The sequence below is a fragment of the Sphingobacterium endophyticum genome, from assembly GCF_009733535.1.
In the GTDB taxonomy this organism is placed as follows: domain Bacteria; phylum Bacteroidota; class Bacteroidia; order Sphingobacteriales; family Sphingobacteriaceae; genus Sphingobacterium; species Sphingobacterium endophyticum.
Genome location: NZ_SMMI01000003.1, coordinates 179,709 through 201,763, shown reverse-complemented (window position 1 = coordinate 201,763; position 22,055 = coordinate 179,709). Strand labels below are relative to the sequence as shown.

Sequence of the window (22,055 nt, the reverse complement as noted above, 5' to 3'; positions counted from 1 at the left end):
GCGTTATTTCGCATTAATTTCAGTATTATTGAAAATAATCTAACCATAAACTATGAGTATTCTAGAGAAATTCTCCCTAAAAGATAAAGTTATTGTTGTGACTGGTGGCACAGGTATTTTGGGTAAATCCTTTGTTAAGGCAATTGCCGAAGCCGGAGCGAAGATCTGTATCATTGGAAGGAACCAAGACAAAATTAATGAGCGTATAAGCATGGCAAAAGATTTGGGTGCTGATGCGATTGGACTTGTTGCCGATGTGATGGATGAGGAATCCGTTAAGCAGGCAAAACATCAGATCCTGAATAAATTTGGTACGATCGATGGTCTTATCAATGCCGTTGGAGGAAATATTCCTGGTGCAACTATTGGGGTAGACCAATCCATTTTTGACAATAAGATTCAAGATACAATCAAAGCAATAGAGTTGAATTTATACGGAACCATCATTCCTACTTTAATATTCGGGGAGGTGATTGCTGATAAGGGTCAAGGCTCGATTATCAATATTTCATCTTTGGCAGCATCAAGACCATTGACTCGAGTTTTGGGATATACGGTTGCCAAACATGCAATTGATGGATTTACTAAATGGATGTCGACCGAGCTTGCATTACGATACGGAGATAAGGTTCGTGTCAATGCCATAGCTCCGGGAGTATTTTTGACTGAGCAAAACCGTACTTTACTAACTAACCCGGATGGTAGTTATACAGATAGGGCACAAAAATTTATCAATGGAACTCCATATAGTAGATTAGGGGACCCATCTGAATTAGAAGGAACTTTAGTTTATTTATTGAGCGAGGCATCAGCGTTTGTTTCTGGAGAGATTATCTTCGTTGATGGCGGTTTCAACTCTTGGTGTGGAGTATAATATGGAAAATAAAAGAGTATTAGAGCAAACTTGGAGGTGGTATGGGCCAAATGATCCTGTATCCTTGCAAGATGTAAAACAGGCAGGGGCAACCGGCATTGTTTCGGCATTGCATCATATTCCGCATGGGGAAGTATGGCCATTGGAAGATATTCAGGAAAGAAAACGAATTATCGAATCTGCAGGATTGACTTGGTCAGTTGTTGAATCTGTACCAGTGCATGAATCTATTAAAACAAACGCATCCGATGCACCTCAATATATAGATCGCTATAAACAATCCTTAAGGAACTTAGCTGCCTGTGGAATTTATACCATCTGCTACAATTTTATGCCTGTTTTGGACTGGACACGGACACAATTGGACTTAATTATGAAGGATGGCTCAAAAGCTCTGTATTTTGACTGGATCGATCTGGCGATATTTGATATATATATTTTAGGAAGATCAGATGCACCTTCCGATTATTCTGAAGAGATTCAGGAACGCGCTAAACTTAAATATGAGTTAATGAGCGATGAAGAAAAAACTCATCTTCAATTTAATATTTTAATGGGAATTCCAGGCGAGGGTGATATATCATTGGAATCACTTCAAAATAGCATCAATATTTATAAAGAAATTGGCAGGGATGGATTGAAGCAGAACTTGCTTCGGTTCTTGAACGCTATAGCTGACACCTGTGAAGACAATGGCATCAAGATGACTATACACCCGGATGATCCTCCTTATCCGATTTTAGGGCTTCCTAGGGTGGTTAGCAATGAAGAAGATTTGACCTTTATTATCAATGAGCAGCCAAAGGCATTTAATGGAATATGTTTCTGTACAGGTTCTTTAGGTGCAGGCCCTAAAAATAACCTTCCTGAAATTTTGGATAAGGTTAAACACAGGGTGTATTTTGCACATTTAAGAAACGTTCAACGCGATGAATTGGGCAGCTTTTATGAGGCAGACCATTTAGATGGAGATGTTGATATGTATGCTATTGTAAAGGGACTTAGTGCAGAAAATCAACGAAGAGAAATTGCGATTCCTTTTAGACCGGATCATGGTCACCAAATGCTGGATGATTTATCTAAGGTAACTAATCCGGGATATTCAGCAATAGGAAGGCTACGAGGCTTGGCCGAATTAAGGGGATTGGAACTAGGTATATTAAGGTCTTAACAAAAGATCAACCAACATAAACAACAATTATGGAAACCACTAAACCTACAAAATATAGGTGGACGATATGCGTATTAATTTTTTTCGCGACGACCATCAATTATTTGGATAGACAAGTTCTTTCGTTAACCTGGAAGGATTTTATTGCGCCTGAATTTCACTGGACCAACAATGATTATGGGAACGTAGCGGCAATATTTGCTATAGTCTATGCCATTTCCATGTTGCTTTCTGGTCGTATCATTGATAAGCTAGGGACCAAGAAGGGTTACCTTTGGGCTATTGCCATATGGTCAATTGGTGCTGTTTTACATGCTTTTTGTGGAATGATAACTTCCGGAGTGCTGACAGGTCAGTGGTTAGTAACTTTTCAACAGTCAAAAGAAATCATTGCTGGAATAGAGGATATAACCCGGGTAGTTAATATTTCTGTTACGGTCTTTATTTTTGCACGAATTGTACTGGCACTAGGGGAAGGAGGAAACTTTCCTGCCGCCATGAAAGCTTGCGTCGAGTATTTTCCTAAGAAAGATAGAGCTTTTGCTACCTCCATATTTAATTCCGGAACAACAATAGGAGCCTTAGTTGCACCACTTGTGATTCCAGTAATTGCTGCTAAATACGGTTGGGAAATGTCTTTTGTAATTATTGGCGCATTAGGGTTTATATGGATGGGCTTTTGGCAGTTTATGTATAAAAAGCCTGAAGAAAACCCAAGAGTTAATGAGGCAGAATTATCATATATTAAACAGGATGTTGATCATGGAGAGGTTGCTTCTGCAGAAAAGCCAGCAAGTAGCAAGGTTTCTATTCTTGAATGTTTAAAGTTTAAGCAAACTTGGGCATTAATCTTTGGAAAGTTCTTCACCGATGGAGTATGGTGGTTTTTGTTGTTCTGGTTTCCAGCCTATTTAAGCTCGGTCTATGATATTAAATCTTCGGATTTCGAAGGTCAGATTGCCATTTTTGTACTTTATGCCATCACGATGCTCTCGATCATCGGGGGTTGGCTTCCAACTTATTTTGTTGAAAAGAAAGGTATGGATGTATATGCAGGTCGAATGCGAGCGATGTTAATTTTTGCATTTTTCCCCTTATTGATTTTATTTGCACAACCTTTAGGAGAATATTCATATTGGTTTCCGGTAATCCTGATTGGTATCAGTGCGGCTGCTCATCAATCCTGGTCTGCCAATATTTTCTCTGCTGTTGGAGATATGTTCCCAAAGAAAGCTATTGCAACGGTTACTGGAATTAGTGGATTAGCAGGTGGTATAGGATCCTTTTTAATCAATAAAATATCTGGAGTATTATTTGATTACGCCGAACAAACTAATATGAAGGTTTTCGGATTCGAAGGAATTGAATCAGGTTATTTTATTATTTTCAGTGTGTGTTCCGTTGCCTATCTGTTAGCGTGGACCATTATGAGGATTTTAGTTCCTAAGATGAAGTTGATTCATTTATAGAAGTAGTTAGTATTTAGTAGTTAGTAGTTAGACTAAAGACATGCGGCAAAGACATAAGAGTCGATATGGTTGTTTATGTGGGATATGAGATGTGAGGATTAAAAATATAACAAAACCCCTGTGCAATTTCGCACAGGGGTTTTGTTTTTCTGGGGTTATTTATGGTATGATTGATGGTAATTATAAAGTTCATGGATATTACCTGAACTTAGAATAGGCATTGCATGCTTAAGTTTGGCATCATCCCATTTCCACCACATTAATTCTAAAAGCATCTCGATTTCTTCCTCTTTAAATCTTTTACGGATAAATTTGGCAGGATTGCCTCCGATAATAGAATAAGGTTCTACGTCTTTTGTTACCAATGCCCGACTACCTATTACAGCACCATCTCCAATTTTAATTCCAGGCATGATCATCGCTTCAGTTCCAATCCATACATCATTTCCAACAATTGTATCGCTAGATGATTGATAACCATTTAAACTGCCATCAAATAAATCCACATCAGGCATATAAAAGAATGGGAAGGTTGAGATCCAATCATACCTATGGCCTTGATTTCCTGCCATAATAAAGCTAGCACCACTTCCTATAGAACAAAAGGATCCAATAATTAACTTGGCAATCCCTTTTTCATCAGGAAATAAATAACGAGCACAGTCATCAAAAGAATGTCCATGATAGTAACCCGAATAGTAGGAAAATCTTCCTGCAATGATATTGGGATTTGTAATATGATCTTTGATTATTTTGCCCTTAAAAGGGCTTTCGAAATAATTTTTCATTTTAGCATTATTTTAATTCATTAAAATACAAGCAAAGCAATAGTTGCCTTACTTAAATTAGTTGTATTTAGTTGAATGCTGCTAATCTGACTTTTTCATTGTTCAAATATAGTGAACTCATTTTAAATGATTTCTATCTATGCAGTTAGTCTTTATTAAATAAATGAGGCAGCACAGGTTTCTTTCCTTTTTTGATTGCTTTGATATAGGGCAAATAGGAGTTTTTATACCATGGGATAGTTTCTCTGAAACGGTCTGACAATCTTTCTTCCATTTGATTGTTTATTTCTAAAGCTTCAGTCAGCTTTCCTTCTCCAACCAATTTATAGATAAATAAAAGTGAAATGGAATATAAATTTTTAATCAAAAGAAAGTCATCAATTGGCTCGTCGGATTCAAAAATGTTTATATAATGTTGATATGGTTTTGAGAAAAATGTTTCTGGAAATTCAGATTCTATTTTTGTGAGGTATTCCCCTTCTAAATTATTGACATAAGTGAAAAACTCTTCTAATGATTTGATGATCGCCTGATCCTTTGATTTCAAGGGAAGCAACCATAATCCCCAAATGTTTAGCTTCTTTTCAAACTCTTTGTCATAAGGGATTAGCTCAAAAAGAGATGTTTTAAAATGTGCGTCCTCAATATAGGTGTTAGCTGTCAAATTTTGCCATTTCATTAATAGATCATACTGAACATAAGTTTCAATAAATATTGATTTTAATTCAACTTCTAGGGTTATCTTATTAAAGACTCTACTATTGGATAATTTTGTTTTAACATCTTTAAAACAGACCCATTCATGACTTTTTAAATTGATTGACACCTCATTTGATAGAAAGTTGAAATCTGATGAGTCGATTTTTTGCTTTATATATTTTTCAATTGTTTGAACTTTCTCAGCTATATCTTCAAGTGATTTTTTATTTTTAAGATAGGATGCATAAATTTTCTCAACAGTCTTCTTGGGATCCATCAAGAATTCTATTTTTGCTTTTTGATTTGGTGTTGGGTCTCCTAAAAGTTCATTTGTCCGACTAGGAATTTCAAATTCTGTTTCCGTTTTCTTAATGGACAATAGGCTGTATTTAATGAAAAGTTCACGAAGATTTAGAAGATCTCCATTGTTTATCCAACCCTCAATATCATTTGGAATACCATCATCTGAGGAAATATCATATTCTAAAAATGCATTTAAAAACGCTAAATAGAAATCATGCATCACTGATTTTTCCTTATATTTTTCTGCTAATTCAATTCCTGTAGAAATTAAATTTAATATAGGAATTTCCTGAGGTTCTTCTTTTGCTTCTAACCACTTACCTTCTTCAATCAACCTTTTCCAAGTATCGGAACCATATTCAGGAAAAATAAAACCATCCTCGTAAAAAACGACATCGCTTTCATCACCTAAATTAATTTTGGAAGAGATCCAATTTTCTTCAATCGATGCAAAATATGCAGGATTACTATTGAAATCAGGGTGTTGTTTAACAGGGAGCTTTTTGATAAATCCGATTTTCTCCAAAAATGGAAAACAACGTAATGTAGTATAACTTGTATCAAAACGATTTTGGAATTGATATAGATTATATATAAGATTACGTTGTTTCTCAATTGAAAGATTGCTCTTTTCAATGATAAGAATAGTACTTTCAATTAAGTTTTCAATAGCATGGTATGACATAAAAATCCTAAATGTTTGATTTATAAAAATGCAAAAGATATTTCTAAAGCAATTTATCCATAACAGTTTAGGATGTCTACATTTTATCTACATATTAAGAACTTACTATCTCATCAACAGATTTGTTTACAAATACCTTATTCAGCAAAAGGTTTTTGATAGCAGTTGGTTCTACAATGTCCTCCAGCTGATCGAAATTTCCTATCAGAATAGGATAATATTCTTGGTCAATATCAGTAATTCCATGAGAACCTTTTACTAAGCTTGGATCTAATGGTGTAATATCCAATACTGCTCTTAAACCTATTTTCTTCAATATCAGTTTAAAGATTGCTCTTGATTTGGAGGTCATAAACATTTCGACAGGATCATAACCTGGTTTTTTATGTATATCTACCATTCTAGCATAATCAGGTGCTTTTGTGTCATCCTCCCAGAAATAATACGTAAACCAAGCGTTTTTCTCGGCCAATAGAACGAGATCTCCCGAGCGATTATGGTCAATCTGATAAAGTTTTTTATCTTCCTTATCCAGTACCTTTGCAATCCCTGGTACATTGGACAATAAGGATTTCAATTTTTCTTTTGTTTTCTCGGATTTGGTGTAAATATGTGCGATTTGGTGGTCGGAAACTGCAAATGCTTCAGATGCGCCGGCATCCAATAGTTCTAGTCCTCTTTCGATTCTAATATCTAATAGACCTTCTTTTCTTAATATCCTATTGATATGAATAGGTTGATCTACTGGAGCAATTCCATATTCTGAAATTAAAACAATCTCAACATCACGTTCTTTAAAGAAAGTAACCATCTTTTGGACCAACTCATCGATTAGTTTTAATTCCACTGCGGTTTGATCTGCTTTAGGACCAAATTTCTGAAGGCAATAATCTAAGTGAGGCAGATAAACCAGATTCAAGGTAGGTTTATGTTTTTCTTCAACATACATTGCGGAATTTGCAATCCAATTGGAAGAGGTAATATTGGCATTAGGTCCCCAGAAATTAAACAAGGGAAATTTTCCGAATTTTTCTGTCAATTCATCTCGTAATGTACTTGGGTATGCATAACAATCAGGCATTTTTCTACCATCAGCCAGATAATTTGGCCGAGGAGTGACTGAAAAATCAGCTCCATTATACATATTGTACCACCAGAACATCTGAGCACAGGTGAAGGAAGGGTCCATTTTTTTTGCTGTTTCCCAAACGTTTTCCCCTTGGACCAAGCCGTTGGCTTGTTTCCAAAACTGTATTTCAGCAGCTGTGTGGTCATACCAACCATTTCCCACAATACCATGCTGACTGGGAGATACGCCGGTTAAATAAGTAGTCTGTGAAGACGTTGTCAATGCAGGTAATACGGGTTTAATATGGCGTAATTTATTTTCAGCAATAAATTTTTGGATGAAAGGGGTGTGTTCCCCGATTACAGAGCTTGAAAGCCCAACTATATCAATTACTACAATTCTCTTCATACTTAACTCTTTAATTTATCCAATAACCAGCTCAATTCCCTTGCAATGGATTCTTCAATTGGAACTTGCAAAGATTTGGGTAATACTCCCCAAGTATAGGTTTCTACCTCGATATGATTGGTTCTTTGTTTTTCCTTATGAAGGTTAACTACTTTTAAAATATCTTCTTGGGTTGAATCTAGTTCTCCATAACTTTCCAAGAAGATAGGAACATGGAAATGACTTCTCCATTCGATATGATTGATATCATTTGTATCATTCAATGCATCTGGAAGATCTTTATATTTAATTAGATTCCCATCCAAATCCTTTGCAATTACTTGATGCAGATAAATGGGTTCATTGAATTCTTTTAATTTATTTTTCTGATTTTTTCTTATTTCAGGATTAGTTGCTAGTGGAACTTTAATGGCAGAACTAACTTGGAACTTTCCAATTTTAATATTTAATTTTTCTAACTGTTCCATGCATTGCTGATGGTCTTCATATTCCAAGGCAAAATGGCAAACATCATAACAAAGGCAGATATAGCGATTTATAATTGCCTTTGCCTGGTCTTCATCCAATTTGCTCTTTTCATTGAAATAAGAAATAGCCATTGGAATTAGTTCCTGGGTATACCAATCAATAAATTCTTGGGAATCTTCAAGCATTCCATCAGGTTCAGGTTCAATATCCAAATGCATATATTTTGCTGTAGAAATTTCTTTCTCGTAAAGATATTCAGCAATTAAAAGGATATGTTTGGTGCATTGGTCTCTTTTGGATTTCCATTCTTGAGTATTTTCGGTATGCCAAAAACGGTAGGAAAGGGGAGAAGTTGAAATTCCACCCTCTTGACCATTCTCCAGTAATTGATTTAAAATATCAAACAGGTTTTTTGTGTATTGAAAACGTTCATTGCTGGTCCAATCGGGAGCATGAACTTGATCTTTTACCTCTTTGATATGGAAATCTCCAAATGGGAATCCATTCATTGTAAAGACGTAAAACCCATTTTCATTCATCCATGTTTGGAATTCCTGAAGGGAAGCGGGGTTCGCTAAATCTTTTGCTGCTTTTGCAGAAAGTCTTAACCCTATTCCAAAGTTTTGATTCGGAGAAACAGCTGCTTTAATTTTTGGCAGATTTGTTTTTAATTCATGGAAATGATCTTTCCATAATTCTCCTGGGTGAATGTTGCTGCAATAGGAAATATGTGAATTAGCTAGCTTCATAAACAGGTTTTTGATTTTGGCAAAAATTCTTCAATAAATCGATTGCTTGAAGGACCAAAGGATATTCTAATGAATGCACATCTATTCCTTTGCCTAATTTTTCCAAAAGGACAATTGTCAATTTTCCTCCTAGATGTTCTTGAAAATCTAATAATCCAGATAGTAATATAAATCTAGCCTCTTCCGTATCCAACATAGGGTGATAGATTGGTAAGTCTAATTGATGTAGAAGTTCAACGACACTGTAAGCATCTTTTTCTGAAATCTTTCCAACCAAAAAAGAATATAAAACATCAATTGCGATTCCAATAGAAACAGCTTCACCATGGAGCACCTTAAAATCTGTCATCTGCTCTAATTTATGAGCACTCCAATGGCCAAAGTCTAGAGGTCTGGAAGAACCTAGTTCAAATGGGTCCCCATTTCGTATATGTTCTAAGTGTTTATCTGCACATCTGTAGATTAGGTCTTCCATTTCTGCAGAATTTCTTGTTTTAATTTTTTGGGCATTGTTCACAATCCATTCATAGAAATTGATATCCTTAATTAAAGCAACTTTAATAGCTTCGGATACTCCTGCAATCCAAGATCTATCATCTAGAGAATGTAGGAATTCAAAATCATTGAATACTGCTTGAGGAGGTGCGAAAGTGCCTAAGAAATTCTTTTTCCCTTTATAGTTAATTGAGTTTTTAACCCCTACTCCAGAGTCATTTTGGGATAATACCGTTGTAGGAATACGGATGTGTTTAATTCCACGATGTGAAATGGTTGCTGCAAATCCTACTAAATCAAGGATAGCACCACCACCTATTCCTACGATATAGGAATGTCTGTCAATGCCATATTGATCTACAGCTTGTATAATAGAATCTAGGCATTTAATGTCATTCTTACAGATTTCACCTCCAGGAATTACAAGAGGTTCACTTGCAAGAATAAAATCTTCAGATTCCATAAAGTAATTGCGGATCTGATTGCTTAATTCAGGATTTTTTTCACTAAATCCAGCATCAATTACAAAAAGTATTTTTTGTTTGAAGCCAGGATTACTTCTTTTAGAAAGGAAATCCTTAAAAAGGTTATTACCTAAGGAGAATAATCCTTTAGTGAAGTAAACATTATATTGATATTCGACTGTAAATTTTTGTTCTAATGATCGTTCCATAGTGCGCAAGGTTTAGGTTACGGCAAATTTTTTGGCTAAGTAAATTGATACAGGTAGGATGGCACAAACGGCAATAGCAAGAAGCCAAAAGCCTGAGATTGCAATCCAACTGGCATTCATTAAAATCAGTGCTAAAACACCAAATTTAACGGCTTTTCTAACATCTAAAGGGTTTAATGATTTTAAGGCCTTTAATAAAGGCATTGCAATCATAGAAGTAAATAAAAGTATAAATATTAACGCCAAATAATTTTTGCTACTGAAAGTGAAGTAAAGAAGTGTTAGCACTACGATGGAATATAATCCCACAGAAACTAACATTGCCGTTTTATTATTTCCATATACTTCACCTCGACTGATATTGGTCACTGATGCAATATAGATTATTGGAATAATAGCTATATACCAGTAAATCAAAGAGGCTGGTAGTACTGCCATTCCTAACAATAAATTTAAACCTCGACAACTTCCCATAACAATGGGGCCAGCAATAAAATGGTGCTTTGCTTTTCCATTGTATAAAAGGCACATCAATACAATAGCCAATGCAATATAAAAGGCAGTTATATTTACGAGAAATGCTAATAGGCATCCTACGGCAAAGGCTAATGTTCCTAAAAATGCTGCAGCAGACTTCTTAACTTTTCCTGAAGGAATCGGACGTTCAGGTCTCTCTATTCTATCCAATTCAGCGTCAAAGACATCGTTAAAAACGATGCCTCCTGTGTATAACAACATGCTGGATAAGGTTATCCATATCAAACTATTAGCATCGGGCAGATTGCTTTGTAGAAATAGACAAGCTAAAGCAACGCCAGCTAAAACATCGGATATTGCTGTTAAAACATTGGAAGGCCGAATTATTTGGATCCATGGTTTCAACATATGATGCTTATTTAAGAAATAATAATAGAATCCTTATTTAACCTTGGTTGTTGACCACCACGCAAAATCGTGTTGCCTTCAAATTTTTCGTTTGGATCAGCAAAATATGTTTTGTCTAGATCACCTAGATTCATGTGATTGCTTACCTGAAAGGCGTCTAGCGCATTTTGAAAACATACTTTCTCGATATCTTCTTTAGAAATGCCATGTTGAGCCATCAAGGCAGCCGTTTTAGGTACCGCTAAGGGATCGCTTATTCCCCAATCCGCTGCAGAGTTAACCATAATCCTTTCTGAACCATATTCCTTGACAATTTCTACCATTCTTTCATTGCCCATTTTTGTAAATGGATAAATGGTAAATCCGGCATAGAAGCCACGGTCTAAAACTTCTTTTACAGTTTCTTCAGAGTTATGGTCAATGATAACGGTTTTAGGATCTAAGCCGTGTTCAATGGCTACATCCATGCTTCTAGTTGTTCCTTTTGTTTTATCACGATGAGGTGTGTGAACCTGGACAGGAAGCCCAGCTTCTTTTGCTAATTCAAGTTGAGCTCTGTAATATTTGTCTTCGGCAGAAGTTTGATCATCATAACCAATCTCTCCAATCCCTAATACACCTTCCTTATATATGAAATGAGGAAGAATCTCCATGACTTGTTCAGCTAATGCTTCATTGTTGGCTTCTCTTGAGTTTAAGCCAATGGTACAGAAATGTCTTATCCCAAATTGGGAAGCCCTAAATCTTTCCCAACCTATAAGGCTACTGTAATAATCCTTAAAGGTATCAATTCCCGTCCTAGGCTGACCAACCCAAAAAGCAGGTTCAATCAATAATAGGACTCCTGCATCAAACAGAGCTTGGTAATCATCCGTTGTACGTGAAACCATATGAATATGTGGGTCCACGAATTTCATCCCTTTAATTAATTCAAAGTCCAAGGGCATAGGTCTACCCATGCTCGCTAAGTCTCTATTTAATTCTGTGCACATTACTGTCTGTTTTAAATTTTCTCTAATAATTCTGGGCTAAGATTTTTCTGCTGTTTTAAGATTTCTACAGCACGAGGAGGTAAATGATCCTTTGCCAGCTCCCATAACATAGGATGGATTTCTCTTTTGGCAGAATCACGTTCATAAATATAATCGACAATTGAATTTGCAAGATTTACATTATTTCTTTCATAAAGACCGTAAATCTTTTTAATATCCTTGCCGGTAAAAAAACTTTTTAGCACAAGTTGGTTCCATGCTTCTTCAGACAAGTAATTAGCAGGAAATTTATTCTGCTCCATAATTGCTTCTTGAACAGGACCAATATTGTTTCTTATTCCTTCTTGGCAACGGTCAATCCATATTTTAGGAAATTGATATATATTCAATGCTGAATATAGAGCTACTAACTCTTGCATATCTGAATAGTTGAATAACTTTTCAAGAAACGTGAAATAAGGTTCCTGTTGGTCTTGGATTAGACTTAAAAGATAGACTCGCGCAAGTCTAAGTACGGTCCAATGTTCTACAATCAAAGGATTGTCATCCTCTTGGACCATACTTACTAATTTGTCCTTGCTCGTATTTAATTTCCTACTTAGAGAGGAAAAAAATTTGACGAAACTTGATGAATAATTCTCTGCAATAGATTGCTCACATTCCACTAAATAACTTTTATCTTCTGCTGTAAGCAGTTCGAATAAGGTATTTCTCACATTTTCTTTCCATTCCATATTGCGGATTATTATTATAATTTTATTATTTCAAAATTTTAATTTGCATGTCTTTATATTCGACTTTCATTGGAGGCCCAACATGTACTTGCACTCCAATTAGTCCTTTTTCTTTGCGCTGAACTGGATCATTATCTATAACTTCAGCAATGATTTTACCATTAATAAAATGGGTTAATTTATCACCTTCAGCCACAATTTCCAATTCATTCCAGTCATTTGGCTTAACAATCGTTTTTAACTCTTCAGGTGTTGCTACAGAATCAATTATTTTTAGATTTGTCCAAGCATTACCTTTCACTTCACCTTCATATCCATCAGCTGGATTTAAGATTTCAGTACGTTGACCACGATATGCCAAAGTTGTACGCTTGCGTTCTTCATAATTTTGACCGGTATAGTTGTTCTTACCGTCAATATCTGCCTGATATCCTTTTAACGCATTTGGGACCTCAGTAAAGCGTTCGCTTCTGTAATTTACACCACTATTTCCATTTTCGGAAATTTTAAACTTAGTTTTCAACGAGAAGTCTCCGACTTCACCACCATTCCAGATTAAAAATGTATTGTTTTTCAAGGGTTCTTGATCTGTTCGGATCTCCCCGGTAAGCACTCCATTTTGCATTTTCCAGTATGTTGTATCACCTTCCCAACCAGTTAATGAGTTTTTGTCAAACATGTCAACATAACCTTGATCGAGGCTTTCTTCGGATGCAGAAGTGCTGTCTTGTTTGTTGTTTTGTTCCGCATTACTACCATTGCAAGAGCTAAGTAAAACGGTCGCTGTAAGGCATATACAGCTAAATTTGAATATTTTTTTCATGTATGCTCTTTTATTGGTTATTTATTTTTCCAATCTACATCTGTGTCTTCCCATTTTCTGTTTTTAGCAGAGTTAATAACTGCTTCACAGACTTTCTGAGTTTCCAATGCATCACGGAAAGTTGGATGACATTCTTCGCCATTTTCCACTGATTGTAAAAAATCTGCTACTTGATGAACAAATGAATGTTCGTAACCTATTGATAAGCCTGGAACCCACCATTTATCCATGTAAGGTTGGTCGCCATCAGTGACATGAATGGAGCGCCATCCCTTAACTATACCTTCATCTGAATTGTTGAAATATTCTAATCGGTTCAAATCATGTAGATCCCATTTTAATGATCCTTTTTCTCCATTGATTTCAAAAGTAAATAAGGCTTTATGTCCGCGTGCATATCGAGTAGATTCAAATAATCCCAAAGAACCATTATCAAAGTGACAGTGGAATAAACAAGCGTCATCAATTTTTACATCTTCCATTTTACCGGTCTCTTCATGCATCCTTTGTTTTACGAAGATTTCGGTCATTGCAGAAACATCTTTGATTCCACCATTCAACCACATTGCTAGATCAATACAGTGTGCTAAAAGGTCTCCTGTCACTCCAGAACCCGCTGCCTCAGCATCCATTCTCCAAAATGCAGCTCCACCTTGGGGTAAATTCTCATTAATAGTCCAATCCTGTAAGAAGTTGGTGCGATAATGGAAGATCTTACCCAATTTTCCACTATCAACAATTTGCTTCGCTAAAGTAACAGCTGGTAGGCGACGGTAATTATACCAAATCGTGTTTTTCACTTGATTTGCCTCTACTGCAGCAACCATTTTTTCACCTTCTTCAAGTGTTCTGGATAATGGTTTTTCACATAAAACCATCTTGCCCGCTGCGGCAGCAGCGATTGCAATTTCCATATGCATATTATTAGGTGTGCAAATATCTACGGCATCAATATCTTCTCTTGCAATAAGTTTTTTCCAATCCGTTTCATATGATTCATAACCCCATTGCTCTGCGAAAGCTTTAACCTTATCTTCGCTACGGGAACAAACCGCCTTCAAAACAGGTTTATATTCCAAATCTGGAAAGAAATTACTTACTCTTTTATATCCATTGGAGTGAGTTCTACCCATGAATCCACAACCAATTAATCCTATTCTTAATTCTTTTTTGCTCATAATTCTTGTTTTACAAATTACTCAGACCATCCATTTTTTTCACGAACGTCAATCAAGGTTTTTAAGATTGAGTTCCAGGTTTCCTGCTTGTGCATAACCTCATTAGGGAACATACAACCATCCCAACAAATATGATTGAATGCTTTTGTTAGGTTGCCGTTATCATCTCTCAACCAAAATCCTGCATCTTTCGCAATATCCAATCTACCATTCGGGTCTGTCGGTAAGCAATGTCTACCTGTTTTATCATGAGATCCAGATCCGAATACAGTTCCGTCATTTTGTGCCACATGGAAGTCTATGGTCCAAGGGCGCAGTTTTGATGTTAAGAATTTAAGACCTCTTTCAAGTTCTTCACGGTCATCCCATTGAAAATCTGGTTTTAGGATGCGGTCTTCAGGAGCATTATAACCCAATAAATAAAGGAAAGTATGAGACATGTCTGCCTGGAAACCGATATTATCGCGATCCACCATTTCCAAAGTATCTAACATGGTTCTCCAACTTTGCATTCCACCCCAACAAATCTCACCTTCAGCTGCAAGTCTTTCGCCGTATTCAGCAGCGGCATCACATGCCCTGCGAAAAGTTTCAGCAATTAGTTTGGTGTTTTCTGTTGGGTTTTTGGCCCATTCTTCCACACTAGTAGCTGAATCAATACGGATCACGTTATTGGTACGGATTCCTTCCTTTCTCAATTTATATCCAAACTCAGAAGCTTTTCTTACGACTTCAACAAAGTTGTCCCGATCTGCTTGTGATCCCATTGCTGAACCACCATCTGGTGGCCAAATAGGAGCAACGAGAGTACCAATGGATAAACCATATTGACCACCAATTTTATCAACCACTGATTTTATATGATCATCTGAAGGATCTAATTTAACATGGGCATCAAATAATCCTAAGTCAACGCCGTCGAATTTTACACCATCAACTTCTGCATTTGCCGTTTTTTCCAACAACTCATCTAAGGAGATGATCGGTTCTTGGTCACCTTTACCTACAATGCCTGGCCATGTAGCATTATGTAATTTTGGGAAATTGTTCTTGCTCATCACTAAGTTTTTATTTGATTCTTAACCTTTTACTTCTAAATCAGGATTGTCAGGGCCAAAATGTTTCAACATGACAATCGGATCTGTTTGCGAATGATTTTGAATAGTTACACCTCTTTTTGCAGCTTCTTCAGATACAAAGAATTCATCATTCGTCAACTGTCCGTAACGAATTAATGCAGGAGTTTCAATAGTCCAATCATTCATTTTACCATATCCTTGCATCATGATCAATCCATATGCTGCTCCATCTTTAATGGTGACTGTTTGTCCTGGGAAAACAGTTAATTCTTTTGCACTGAATGCGGTAGATTTATAACAAATCCATTTTTCAGAATATCCAGCAGCCTCCATTTCTTTTTCTTCCTTAACAGGTAGAGGAGCCATGAACCTATTCTTCATCATGTCGGGATCCACGTTTAGATCCCAATCTATGATGTCCATAAGTGCATCATAATCACCTTTCATGTTTTCGGGAACACCTTTCCAAAGTAATTCTTCAGGGATAATAGCTTCATTGACCAAGGATTGGTACATCGCAAATACATCTGACGCTTTTTGAGGTTCGTAAGTACAAAGACTACCTGGAGCATGTAATAGGCCAGGAGGGACATCCCATCCTGTGCCTGGTTCAAGGCGGTATGCTTGAGAATAATTTGTTATTTTATTATCTCCTTTTGCGAAGTTTTCTAGGCATTCTTTGATTGTTTCCTTAGAAGTGCCTGGTGCAATTCCCATGAATGTATATGGGAAATCGCCTCCATGGTTATTTAATTGAGGTGGGAAATAATATGCTTCTGGTTTTCCTTGTTGTTCAATTAAGGCAGCTTTTTCATCATTGTGATGGATATGGTGAGGTAATGGCCCCATATTATCAAAGAATTTTGAATACATTGGCCAACTTTGATATTCATCCCAAAGTCTATTACCTATTAATTTTCCTTTTAAATGATCTACGCAATCCGCTAGTAAAACTTGTTCAGTTTTACCGTTTTCTTCATATACTACAAAACTTAGGCCTTCGAAGTCACCAGTCAGAGGACCGTTTTTAGCAGGCGTAGTTGATGAAAACCATCTTTCATCGATACCACCACGTTCACCGCCTAAAACATAATAGTCGTCTGGGTGAAGTTTTATTCTTCGTCCAGGTACACAAAAAGATCTAGGAACCCAGTTTGGTGCTAGTCTTAATATTCCTTTTCCTTGTTCGAATGCCTTTTCAATGATTTCCATTCTCGTAATTATTATAGGTTTATATACTTGTTTACAAATTCGGTTATGGAGTCCGAGTTATTCAATATACTTATTTCTAAGGTATATTTTCTCTTTTCTCCGGGTTTAAGTTGAATTAATTCTCCACGCTCACGCATGAGTTTCTGTCCTAAGGGAGGGTTGGTTCCGGGCTCGAGTCCGGTGACATATTCACCCTTTCCCCAATGTTGCCAATTGGTTAACCATGGCAATTGCTTCTTATCGAAGTCTAATTTTAATGCAAAGCCTAATTTTTCATTGTAGATTCCACAGGTCGCATTACCCTCTTGGTCTGCCTCAATATCAATTAGGACTGCTTCTTCACCAGAACCGCTGTGATCGTCCCTTGGTTCCTGACAAGTACGAAAGTCTTGTCCTTCTTTAAATATTTTGTTGTCTTCGCCAGTTTCGCGAGATTTCCAAGCCCCTTTCCAAAGGAGTTTGGTTCCGCTATCAATAAAAGGCCATCCAAAGTTGAAATGGTATAAAATCATATGGGAAGAATAGATGTTACCAATATTTTGAACTTCATCCTCCAAGTAAATTTTTGGATCGCCTAGAATACATCGTATAGTGCGCTTTATTTCGATGTTATCACCTAGGGGATGGCCTTGAAACATTTTTCCGGAAATAGACATTTCTAAGTCGCCATTAAGAAGGTCTGGTTGTTTAACAGTGATAAGCTCAGCAGGAGTATTACTGTATTGATCATGTAATCCTCTTTTACCGAATTCATCTTCTTCTGGACCACCCACATGGGTCACTCCACAAGTTGTTAACAGACCACCACCAAATGTCCTCAGCCAATCAATCCCTTTATCAGAAAAAGGCTGTGGAGAGGTGACGCCCAGTCGACTTAACCAACTCAAATTAAACTGATTGAATGAAGCGTCCGCAATGTCCATACCCCGATCTATGACTACTTTAAATCGTAGTCCAGCACCAGTGTTGATCCATGCAATTCGGGTTCCTTTACCTCTTCCATTGTCTAAAATAGAAGTTTCTATTCCCCCAACTTGTGCGATGTGGGAGACTTTATCCAACCAGTCTTTATTTGAGCTTTCCAATTTCCCTTTTATTTTTTCTTATAAATTTCATTGTTCTCATTACCTCCAGACATTAAGTAGGCAATGATATCCTTCACCTCATCAGGGCTCATTACATTTAATGTTCCTGGAGGCATGATTGATACTTCAGAACGATTCATGGATTTAACATCACTCTTCGCAATTGATTTTGTAACATGTGGGGCGTAAGGGTTTTGAGAAATCACATAATTCTTTTCATCTTCACTCATTAAACGACCCAATACAGAAGTACCATCTTTCATGTTGAATACTTTAGATTCATATTGGTCAGAGATTACTTTACTAGGCTCAATAATCGCTTCAAGCATATCACGTTTTGAGAATCGAGTTCCTAATTGGGTTAAATCCGGTCCTACAGAACCGCCTTCGCCTTTGATGGTATGGCAAGAAGCACACTTCATGGCCAAGAATAGTTCCCTTCCGCGTTTAAAGTTGCGAACACCTGTGTTTTCATCGACTACTTTCAATGCAGTGTCCACTTCCCAATTTCTTCCAGGGCCTTTTGGTCCTTCAACATTTTCAGCAAGTCTGGTTCCTTTTTCATTAATTAATGAATCTCCAGACATTTTGCTGTACATCGCAAATTGATCTTTTGGAACATGGGTTAATGCCATTTTACGTGCATTGTCAATAAATCCGATATAACTATTTCCACCTTTATAACCGAATCCTTTATAGAACCATTTGAAATACTCATCACGGTATTCTGGAGTCCATCCAGCACTTGTATTACTCAATGCTGTTGCCAAGAATATCTGTTGAGCAGGAGGGATATTTGCTAACATATCAGCGATGTCCAAGCCATATTGAGGGTTTCTTAAGATCATATCTGAAGAGCTCATATAGGTCGTTTGAATCGTGTCGTCCTTAGCGTTAGCTAATAAATCTAATGTTTTCTTTACAGCAGGTTCGCTATTGAGTGCTAACAAAACTTTTGCTAATTCTCTGTTTAGATAATTTGTCTTAGCTGGATATAAAGGTTCCAAACGTTGCGCAATTGCTGCTGCTGGCGCACCTTCAATATTGCCCATTCTGGAAATCACGATTTCGTAAACTCTCAATAAGTTTTCCAACATCTTTGGAGTGATTTTATCAACAGGAATGGTTGCAAGCTTATTTAATACTTGAGTTTTGTTAGATGGGTCAGCCACATGAGCGACAGCTACCATTGCTTCCGTTAAACGTACTACATTCTTTTCTGCGAAGACTAAGTTTTTCCAAGAGTCGAATGGTTGGTGTTCTAAAGCAACACGCGCTGCATAACGGATATGACGGTCTTCGTGACCTAAATATTCCCATACTTTTTCTGCAGCACCATCAGATTTACGGTGGTATTGTTCAATCTCACGACGTAATTTAATGGCCTTAGATGGCTCAGATTTTGCTGTTTCGGCTTTGATTTTCTCGTGATCCTTATGGTACACACGGTATAAATCAGATTCTAAACGCCTTCCGCCGGTCAGAAAATACAATGAGCCATCGGGACCAATTGTACCATCAGTTAAAGGTAATGGGGAACCAGAAATAAATTCTTCCGCATTAGCTTTATAACTTGCACCATCTTGTTTTAATTGGATTGCATAGATAATCCCGAAACTCCAGTCAAACGCCAATAAGCTATTTCTGTATTTATCAGGAAATTTAGCTTTGTTAGGATTGATAAAGTTGGTCGGAGAACCCTGACCAATATTCAATACGGCAGGTAGATTATCTAAAAATCTTGCATCCCATTTTGCATCACCTTTTCTCCATCCGAATTCAGCACCACTAGTTACATGAAGAATACGAGTAGGGCGGTACCATGGCATTCCGAAATCCCATTCCATATCAGAGTCGTAAGTAAACAATTCGCCTTCATTGTTGAATGCGATATCAAATCCATTACGCATACCCGAAGCGATTAGCTCCCAGGATTTACCTTCTGCATCTGTTTTGGCGATCCATCCACCATGGTTATGCGAATCAGAATCGTGACCATGGGTGTCAAGAATCAATGGAATTAAATTGTCAACATTGTTGTTGGGAGTCAAACGATAGCTATCCATCTTAGGGATTTCGGTGAAATTACCAGCAATAATGTAAATCGCAGAATCAGGACCTTGAACAATACTATGAGGACCGTGTTCACCTTCACCATTTAAGGCTAAAAGTTGAGTGATCTTATCTAGTTTATCATCGTTATTGGTATCCTGGATTCGGTAAAGGCCCGATCCTTTGGAAAGGTTTTCGTTTGGACGGTGGTTGATCATGACATATAAGCTGTTATTAGCCCATAATAAACCTTGAGCAAAGCCCATCCCAACTTTATTGGAAGTTGTGTCCTTCGGATCACGATTTTCAATAGGGAAATCCAAGGCTTCAATCTTTGGTTTTACCGTGGAATCAGAACCCATTGGAGGCAATTCTACTCGAAATAGACCACCAAATTGATCTGACGTGATCATACGACCTTTGTCATCAAAAGTCATGGATACCCAAGATCCTTTTTTGTCATCAGAAGGGCTATAGATATGTTCTATCACAAATCCTTCAGGTAATACAATCTTATCTGTTTTGGGATTTGGGACTTTGACTTCTTCTTTTTCCTTCTCTTGCTTACATGCTCCTGCCATGAACAGTAAAAGCATGGAAAACAAATACAATTGTGCTCTTTTAGTTTTTATCATTTGGTTATTATGTTGTATTAGTAAATAACAGCTTATATGGTTTTACCAACCTGGATTTTGTTCAATTCCATTGATCTGAATCTCTCTTTGAGGGATCGGGAACAATAGTTTGAACGATTGAATATTGTAAGAAGCTGCACTCAACCTTGACAGACGTTTCTTTTCTGCAGCACCATGAGCAGTCATAACTTCGATTGCTTTTCCGGTTCTCAACAGCTGATACCAACGATGATCTTCAAATGCAACTTCAACACGTTGCTCTTTGGCGATTGCTTCACGTAAAGCATCTTTAGAAAGTCCTGATAGAGGTTTTAAGCCTGCACGTTTTCTTACCAGGTTTAGGTTAGCATAAGGATCTCCAGATCCTGCTTCGTTTTGTGCTTCTGCCAATAGCAATAACACGTGTCCGTATCGATATACCGGCCAATTTTCATTTGATCTTCCATCTTCAGGATAAGGCGAATGATAGAACTTCTTGATAAATGGAATCTTACCTCCGAATGCTATCGACTCTTGAAAACTCGAGTTAGATGGATCGGTAAAAAGTTCAATAGATTTATCTCTTCTATTGTCGCCTGCCTCATATGCATCATAAATGCTTGGAGTTGGAATATTACTTCCACCCAGATTTCCTGAGAATCCAACCAATTTCATTTTCGCATTTCGAGGACCAAACATGTAGATGAAGTTACTATTCTCTCCTTCCACAGATTGGTCGTACTGAATTTCAAATACGGATTCATCATTATTCTTTGAAGTCGGGCTAAAACAAGACGCATAATCAGGCATCAATGAATATCCCAGTTTAGTTACTTCTGTGAAGTTTGTTACTGCTTCGGCATACTGCTTGCGCGTTAAATAAACATCACCTAATAAAGTATAGGCAGCACCTTTAGTCGCCCTCCCTAAATTGGCAGGGTCATAATCTGGAGGTAAACTTGCTATAGCATCTTTTGCATCCTGTATAATTGCGGTATATACCTCATCGACAGTTGCTTTCTTGCCATCCGTAAATGCTTCCGATGGATTTGCCACCTCCTTCAAATGTAAAGGTAGCTCCCCAAATAATCGCACTAAGTGAAAATAAGAAAATGCTCTGATAAATTTGGCCTCTCCTAGGTATTGTAACTTTATTTTTTCATCCGCGAAAGGAACTTGATCAATTCTACTAATAATAACGTTCGCTTGTTGAATAATTCCGAATAAGTTAACCCATGTAGTATTGACGTAATTGTTTGATGAGGTGATCAAGAATTCATCAATTTCTTCTCGTTGCTGTGCACCACGGTCGGTCTCGTCATATTGATAATTGGTATTATCTGAAATCATTTCAGTCATTGCCCAAAAATCACTTGTATATAATCCTTGCAATCTACTATATACACCATTTACGGCACGAAGAACTTGGCCTTCGTTTTCGTAATAATTATCTCCACTGGAAAAGTCATAGGGTTTTACATCCAATAATTTATTGCAAGAGCTCATGCTCAATAACCCTAGACCTAATAGAATATATTTTAATTTCATAA

The 22,055-nt window shown here is 37.0% G+C and carries 18 protein-coding genes; 3 read left to right on the top strand and 15 right to left on the bottom strand.

Translation table 11 applies throughout. The features are described 5' to 3' along the window. Nucleotides 1–52 precede the first annotated feature (52 nt). The 3 genes from E0Y80_RS03860 to E0Y80_RS03850 are packed head-to-tail and all read left to right on the top strand — an operon-like array spanning nucleotide 53 to nucleotide 3,514. A complete protein-coding gene (locus E0Y80_RS03860; protein WP_156306097.1) occupies nucleotides 53–874 on the top strand; it encodes an SDR family oxidoreductase in 822 nt (273 codons plus the stop codon). Beyond that, nucleotides 843–2,045: a mannonate dehydratase gene (gene uxuA, locus E0Y80_RS03855; RefSeq protein WP_231595911.1), complete on the top strand. Its 1,203-nt coding sequence runs from the start codon at nucleotides 843–845 to the stop codon at nucleotides 2,043–2,045. The genes E0Y80_RS03860 and uxuA overlap by 32 nt, the downstream gene beginning before the upstream one ends. 29 nt (nucleotides 2,046–2,074) lie before the next feature. Continuing rightward, complete coding sequence (locus E0Y80_RS03850) at nucleotides 2,075–3,514, top strand: MFS transporter (protein ID WP_156306095.1); 1,440 nt, start codon at nucleotides 2,075–2,077, stop codon at nucleotides 3,512–3,514. A gap of 155 nt (nucleotides 3,515–3,669) precedes the next feature. Here the strand turns inward: E0Y80_RS03850 and catB are convergent, their stop codons facing one another. From catB to E0Y80_RS03775, 15 genes are all read right to left on the bottom strand, one after another. Further along, nucleotides 3,670–4,302, bottom strand: a complete 633-nt coding sequence (gene catB / locus E0Y80_RS03845; RefSeq protein ID WP_156306094.1) for a type B chloramphenicol O-acetyltransferase — start codon at nucleotides 4,300–4,302, stop codon at nucleotides 3,670–3,672. Between the two features lie 145 nt (nucleotides 4,303–4,447). Further along, nucleotides 4,448–5,989: a hypothetical protein gene (locus E0Y80_RS03840; protein ID WP_156306093.1), complete on the bottom strand. Its 1,542-nt coding sequence runs from the start codon at nucleotides 5,987–5,989 to the stop codon at nucleotides 4,448–4,450. Between the two features lie 94 nt (nucleotides 5,990–6,083). Further along, nucleotides 6,084–7,466, bottom strand: coding sequence for an alkaline phosphatase family protein (locus tag E0Y80_RS03835; RefSeq protein ID WP_156306092.1), 1,383 nt, complete (start codon nucleotides 7,464–7,466; stop codon nucleotides 6,084–6,086). 2 nt (nucleotides 7,467–7,468) lie between these two features. Further along, nucleotides 7,469–8,683: a metabolite traffic protein EboE gene (gene eboE / locus E0Y80_RS03830; RefSeq protein WP_156306091.1), complete on the bottom strand. Its 1,215-nt coding sequence runs from the start codon at nucleotides 8,681–8,683 to the stop codon at nucleotides 7,469–7,471. Further along, the gene (locus E0Y80_RS03825) at nucleotides 8,670–9,851 is read right to left on the bottom strand and encodes a 3-dehydroquinate synthase (RefSeq protein WP_156306090.1); all 1,182 of its coding nucleotides are present in this window, start codon (nucleotides 9,849–9,851) and stop codon (nucleotides 8,670–8,672) included. The genes eboE and E0Y80_RS03825 overlap by 14 nt, the downstream gene beginning before the upstream one ends. 12 nt (nucleotides 9,852–9,863) lie before the next feature. After that, entirely contained in the window at nucleotides 9,864–10,736 is an 873-nt protein-coding gene (gene eboC / locus E0Y80_RS03820; RefSeq protein WP_156306089.1) for a UbiA-like protein EboC, read from the bottom strand. An 11-nt stretch (nucleotides 10,737–10,747) separates the two neighbouring features. Continuing rightward, nucleotides 10,748–11,728 carry a TatD family hydrolase gene (locus E0Y80_RS03815; protein WP_197091479.1) on the bottom strand — a complete coding sequence of 327 codons (981 nt, stop codon included), beginning with the start codon at nucleotides 11,726–11,728 and terminating at the stop codon, nucleotides 10,748–10,750. Nucleotides 11,729–11,739: 11 nt separating this feature from the next. Beyond that, nucleotides 11,740–12,462, bottom strand: coding sequence for an EboA domain-containing protein (locus E0Y80_RS03810; protein WP_156306088.1), 723 nt, complete (start codon nucleotides 12,460–12,462; stop codon nucleotides 11,740–11,742). A 25-nt stretch (nucleotides 12,463–12,487) separates the two neighbouring features. Next, nucleotides 12,488–13,285, bottom strand: coding sequence for a 3-keto-disaccharide hydrolase (locus E0Y80_RS03805; RefSeq protein ID WP_156306087.1), 798 nt, complete (start codon nucleotides 13,283–13,285; stop codon nucleotides 12,488–12,490). 17 nt (nucleotides 13,286–13,302) lie between these two features. After that, nucleotides 13,303–14,463, bottom strand: a complete 1,161-nt coding sequence (locus E0Y80_RS03800; protein WP_197091478.1) for a Gfo/Idh/MocA family protein — start codon at nucleotides 14,461–14,463, stop codon at nucleotides 13,303–13,305. 17 nt (nucleotides 14,464–14,480) lie between these two features. Then, nucleotides 14,481–15,521, bottom strand: coding sequence for a sugar phosphate isomerase/epimerase family protein (locus E0Y80_RS03795; RefSeq protein WP_156306085.1), 1,041 nt, complete (start codon nucleotides 15,519–15,521; stop codon nucleotides 14,481–14,483). Between the two features lie 21 nt (nucleotides 15,522–15,542). Next, the gene (locus tag E0Y80_RS03790; RefSeq protein ID WP_156306084.1) at nucleotides 15,543–16,754 is read right to left on the bottom strand and encodes a hypothetical protein; all 1,212 of its coding nucleotides are present in this window, start codon (nucleotides 16,752–16,754) and stop codon (nucleotides 15,543–15,545) included. Between the two features lie 11 nt (nucleotides 16,755–16,765). Next, nucleotides 16,766–17,839: an aldose 1-epimerase family protein gene (locus E0Y80_RS03785; RefSeq protein WP_156306083.1), complete on the bottom strand. Its 1,074-nt coding sequence runs from the start codon at nucleotides 17,837–17,839 to the stop codon at nucleotides 16,766–16,768. A gap of 8 nt (nucleotides 17,840–17,847) precedes the next feature. Then, on the bottom strand, nucleotides 17,848–20,526 hold the full coding sequence (locus E0Y80_RS03780; protein ID WP_156306082.1) for a c-type cytochrome: 2,679 nt from the start codon (nucleotides 20,524–20,526) through the stop codon (nucleotides 17,848–17,850). Between the two features lie 42 nt (nucleotides 20,527–20,568). After that, a complete protein-coding gene (locus tag E0Y80_RS03775) occupies nucleotides 20,569–22,053 on the bottom strand; it encodes a RagB/SusD family nutrient uptake outer membrane protein (protein WP_156306081.1) in 1,485 nt (494 codons plus the stop codon). Nucleotides 22,054–22,055 lie beyond the last annotated feature (2 nt).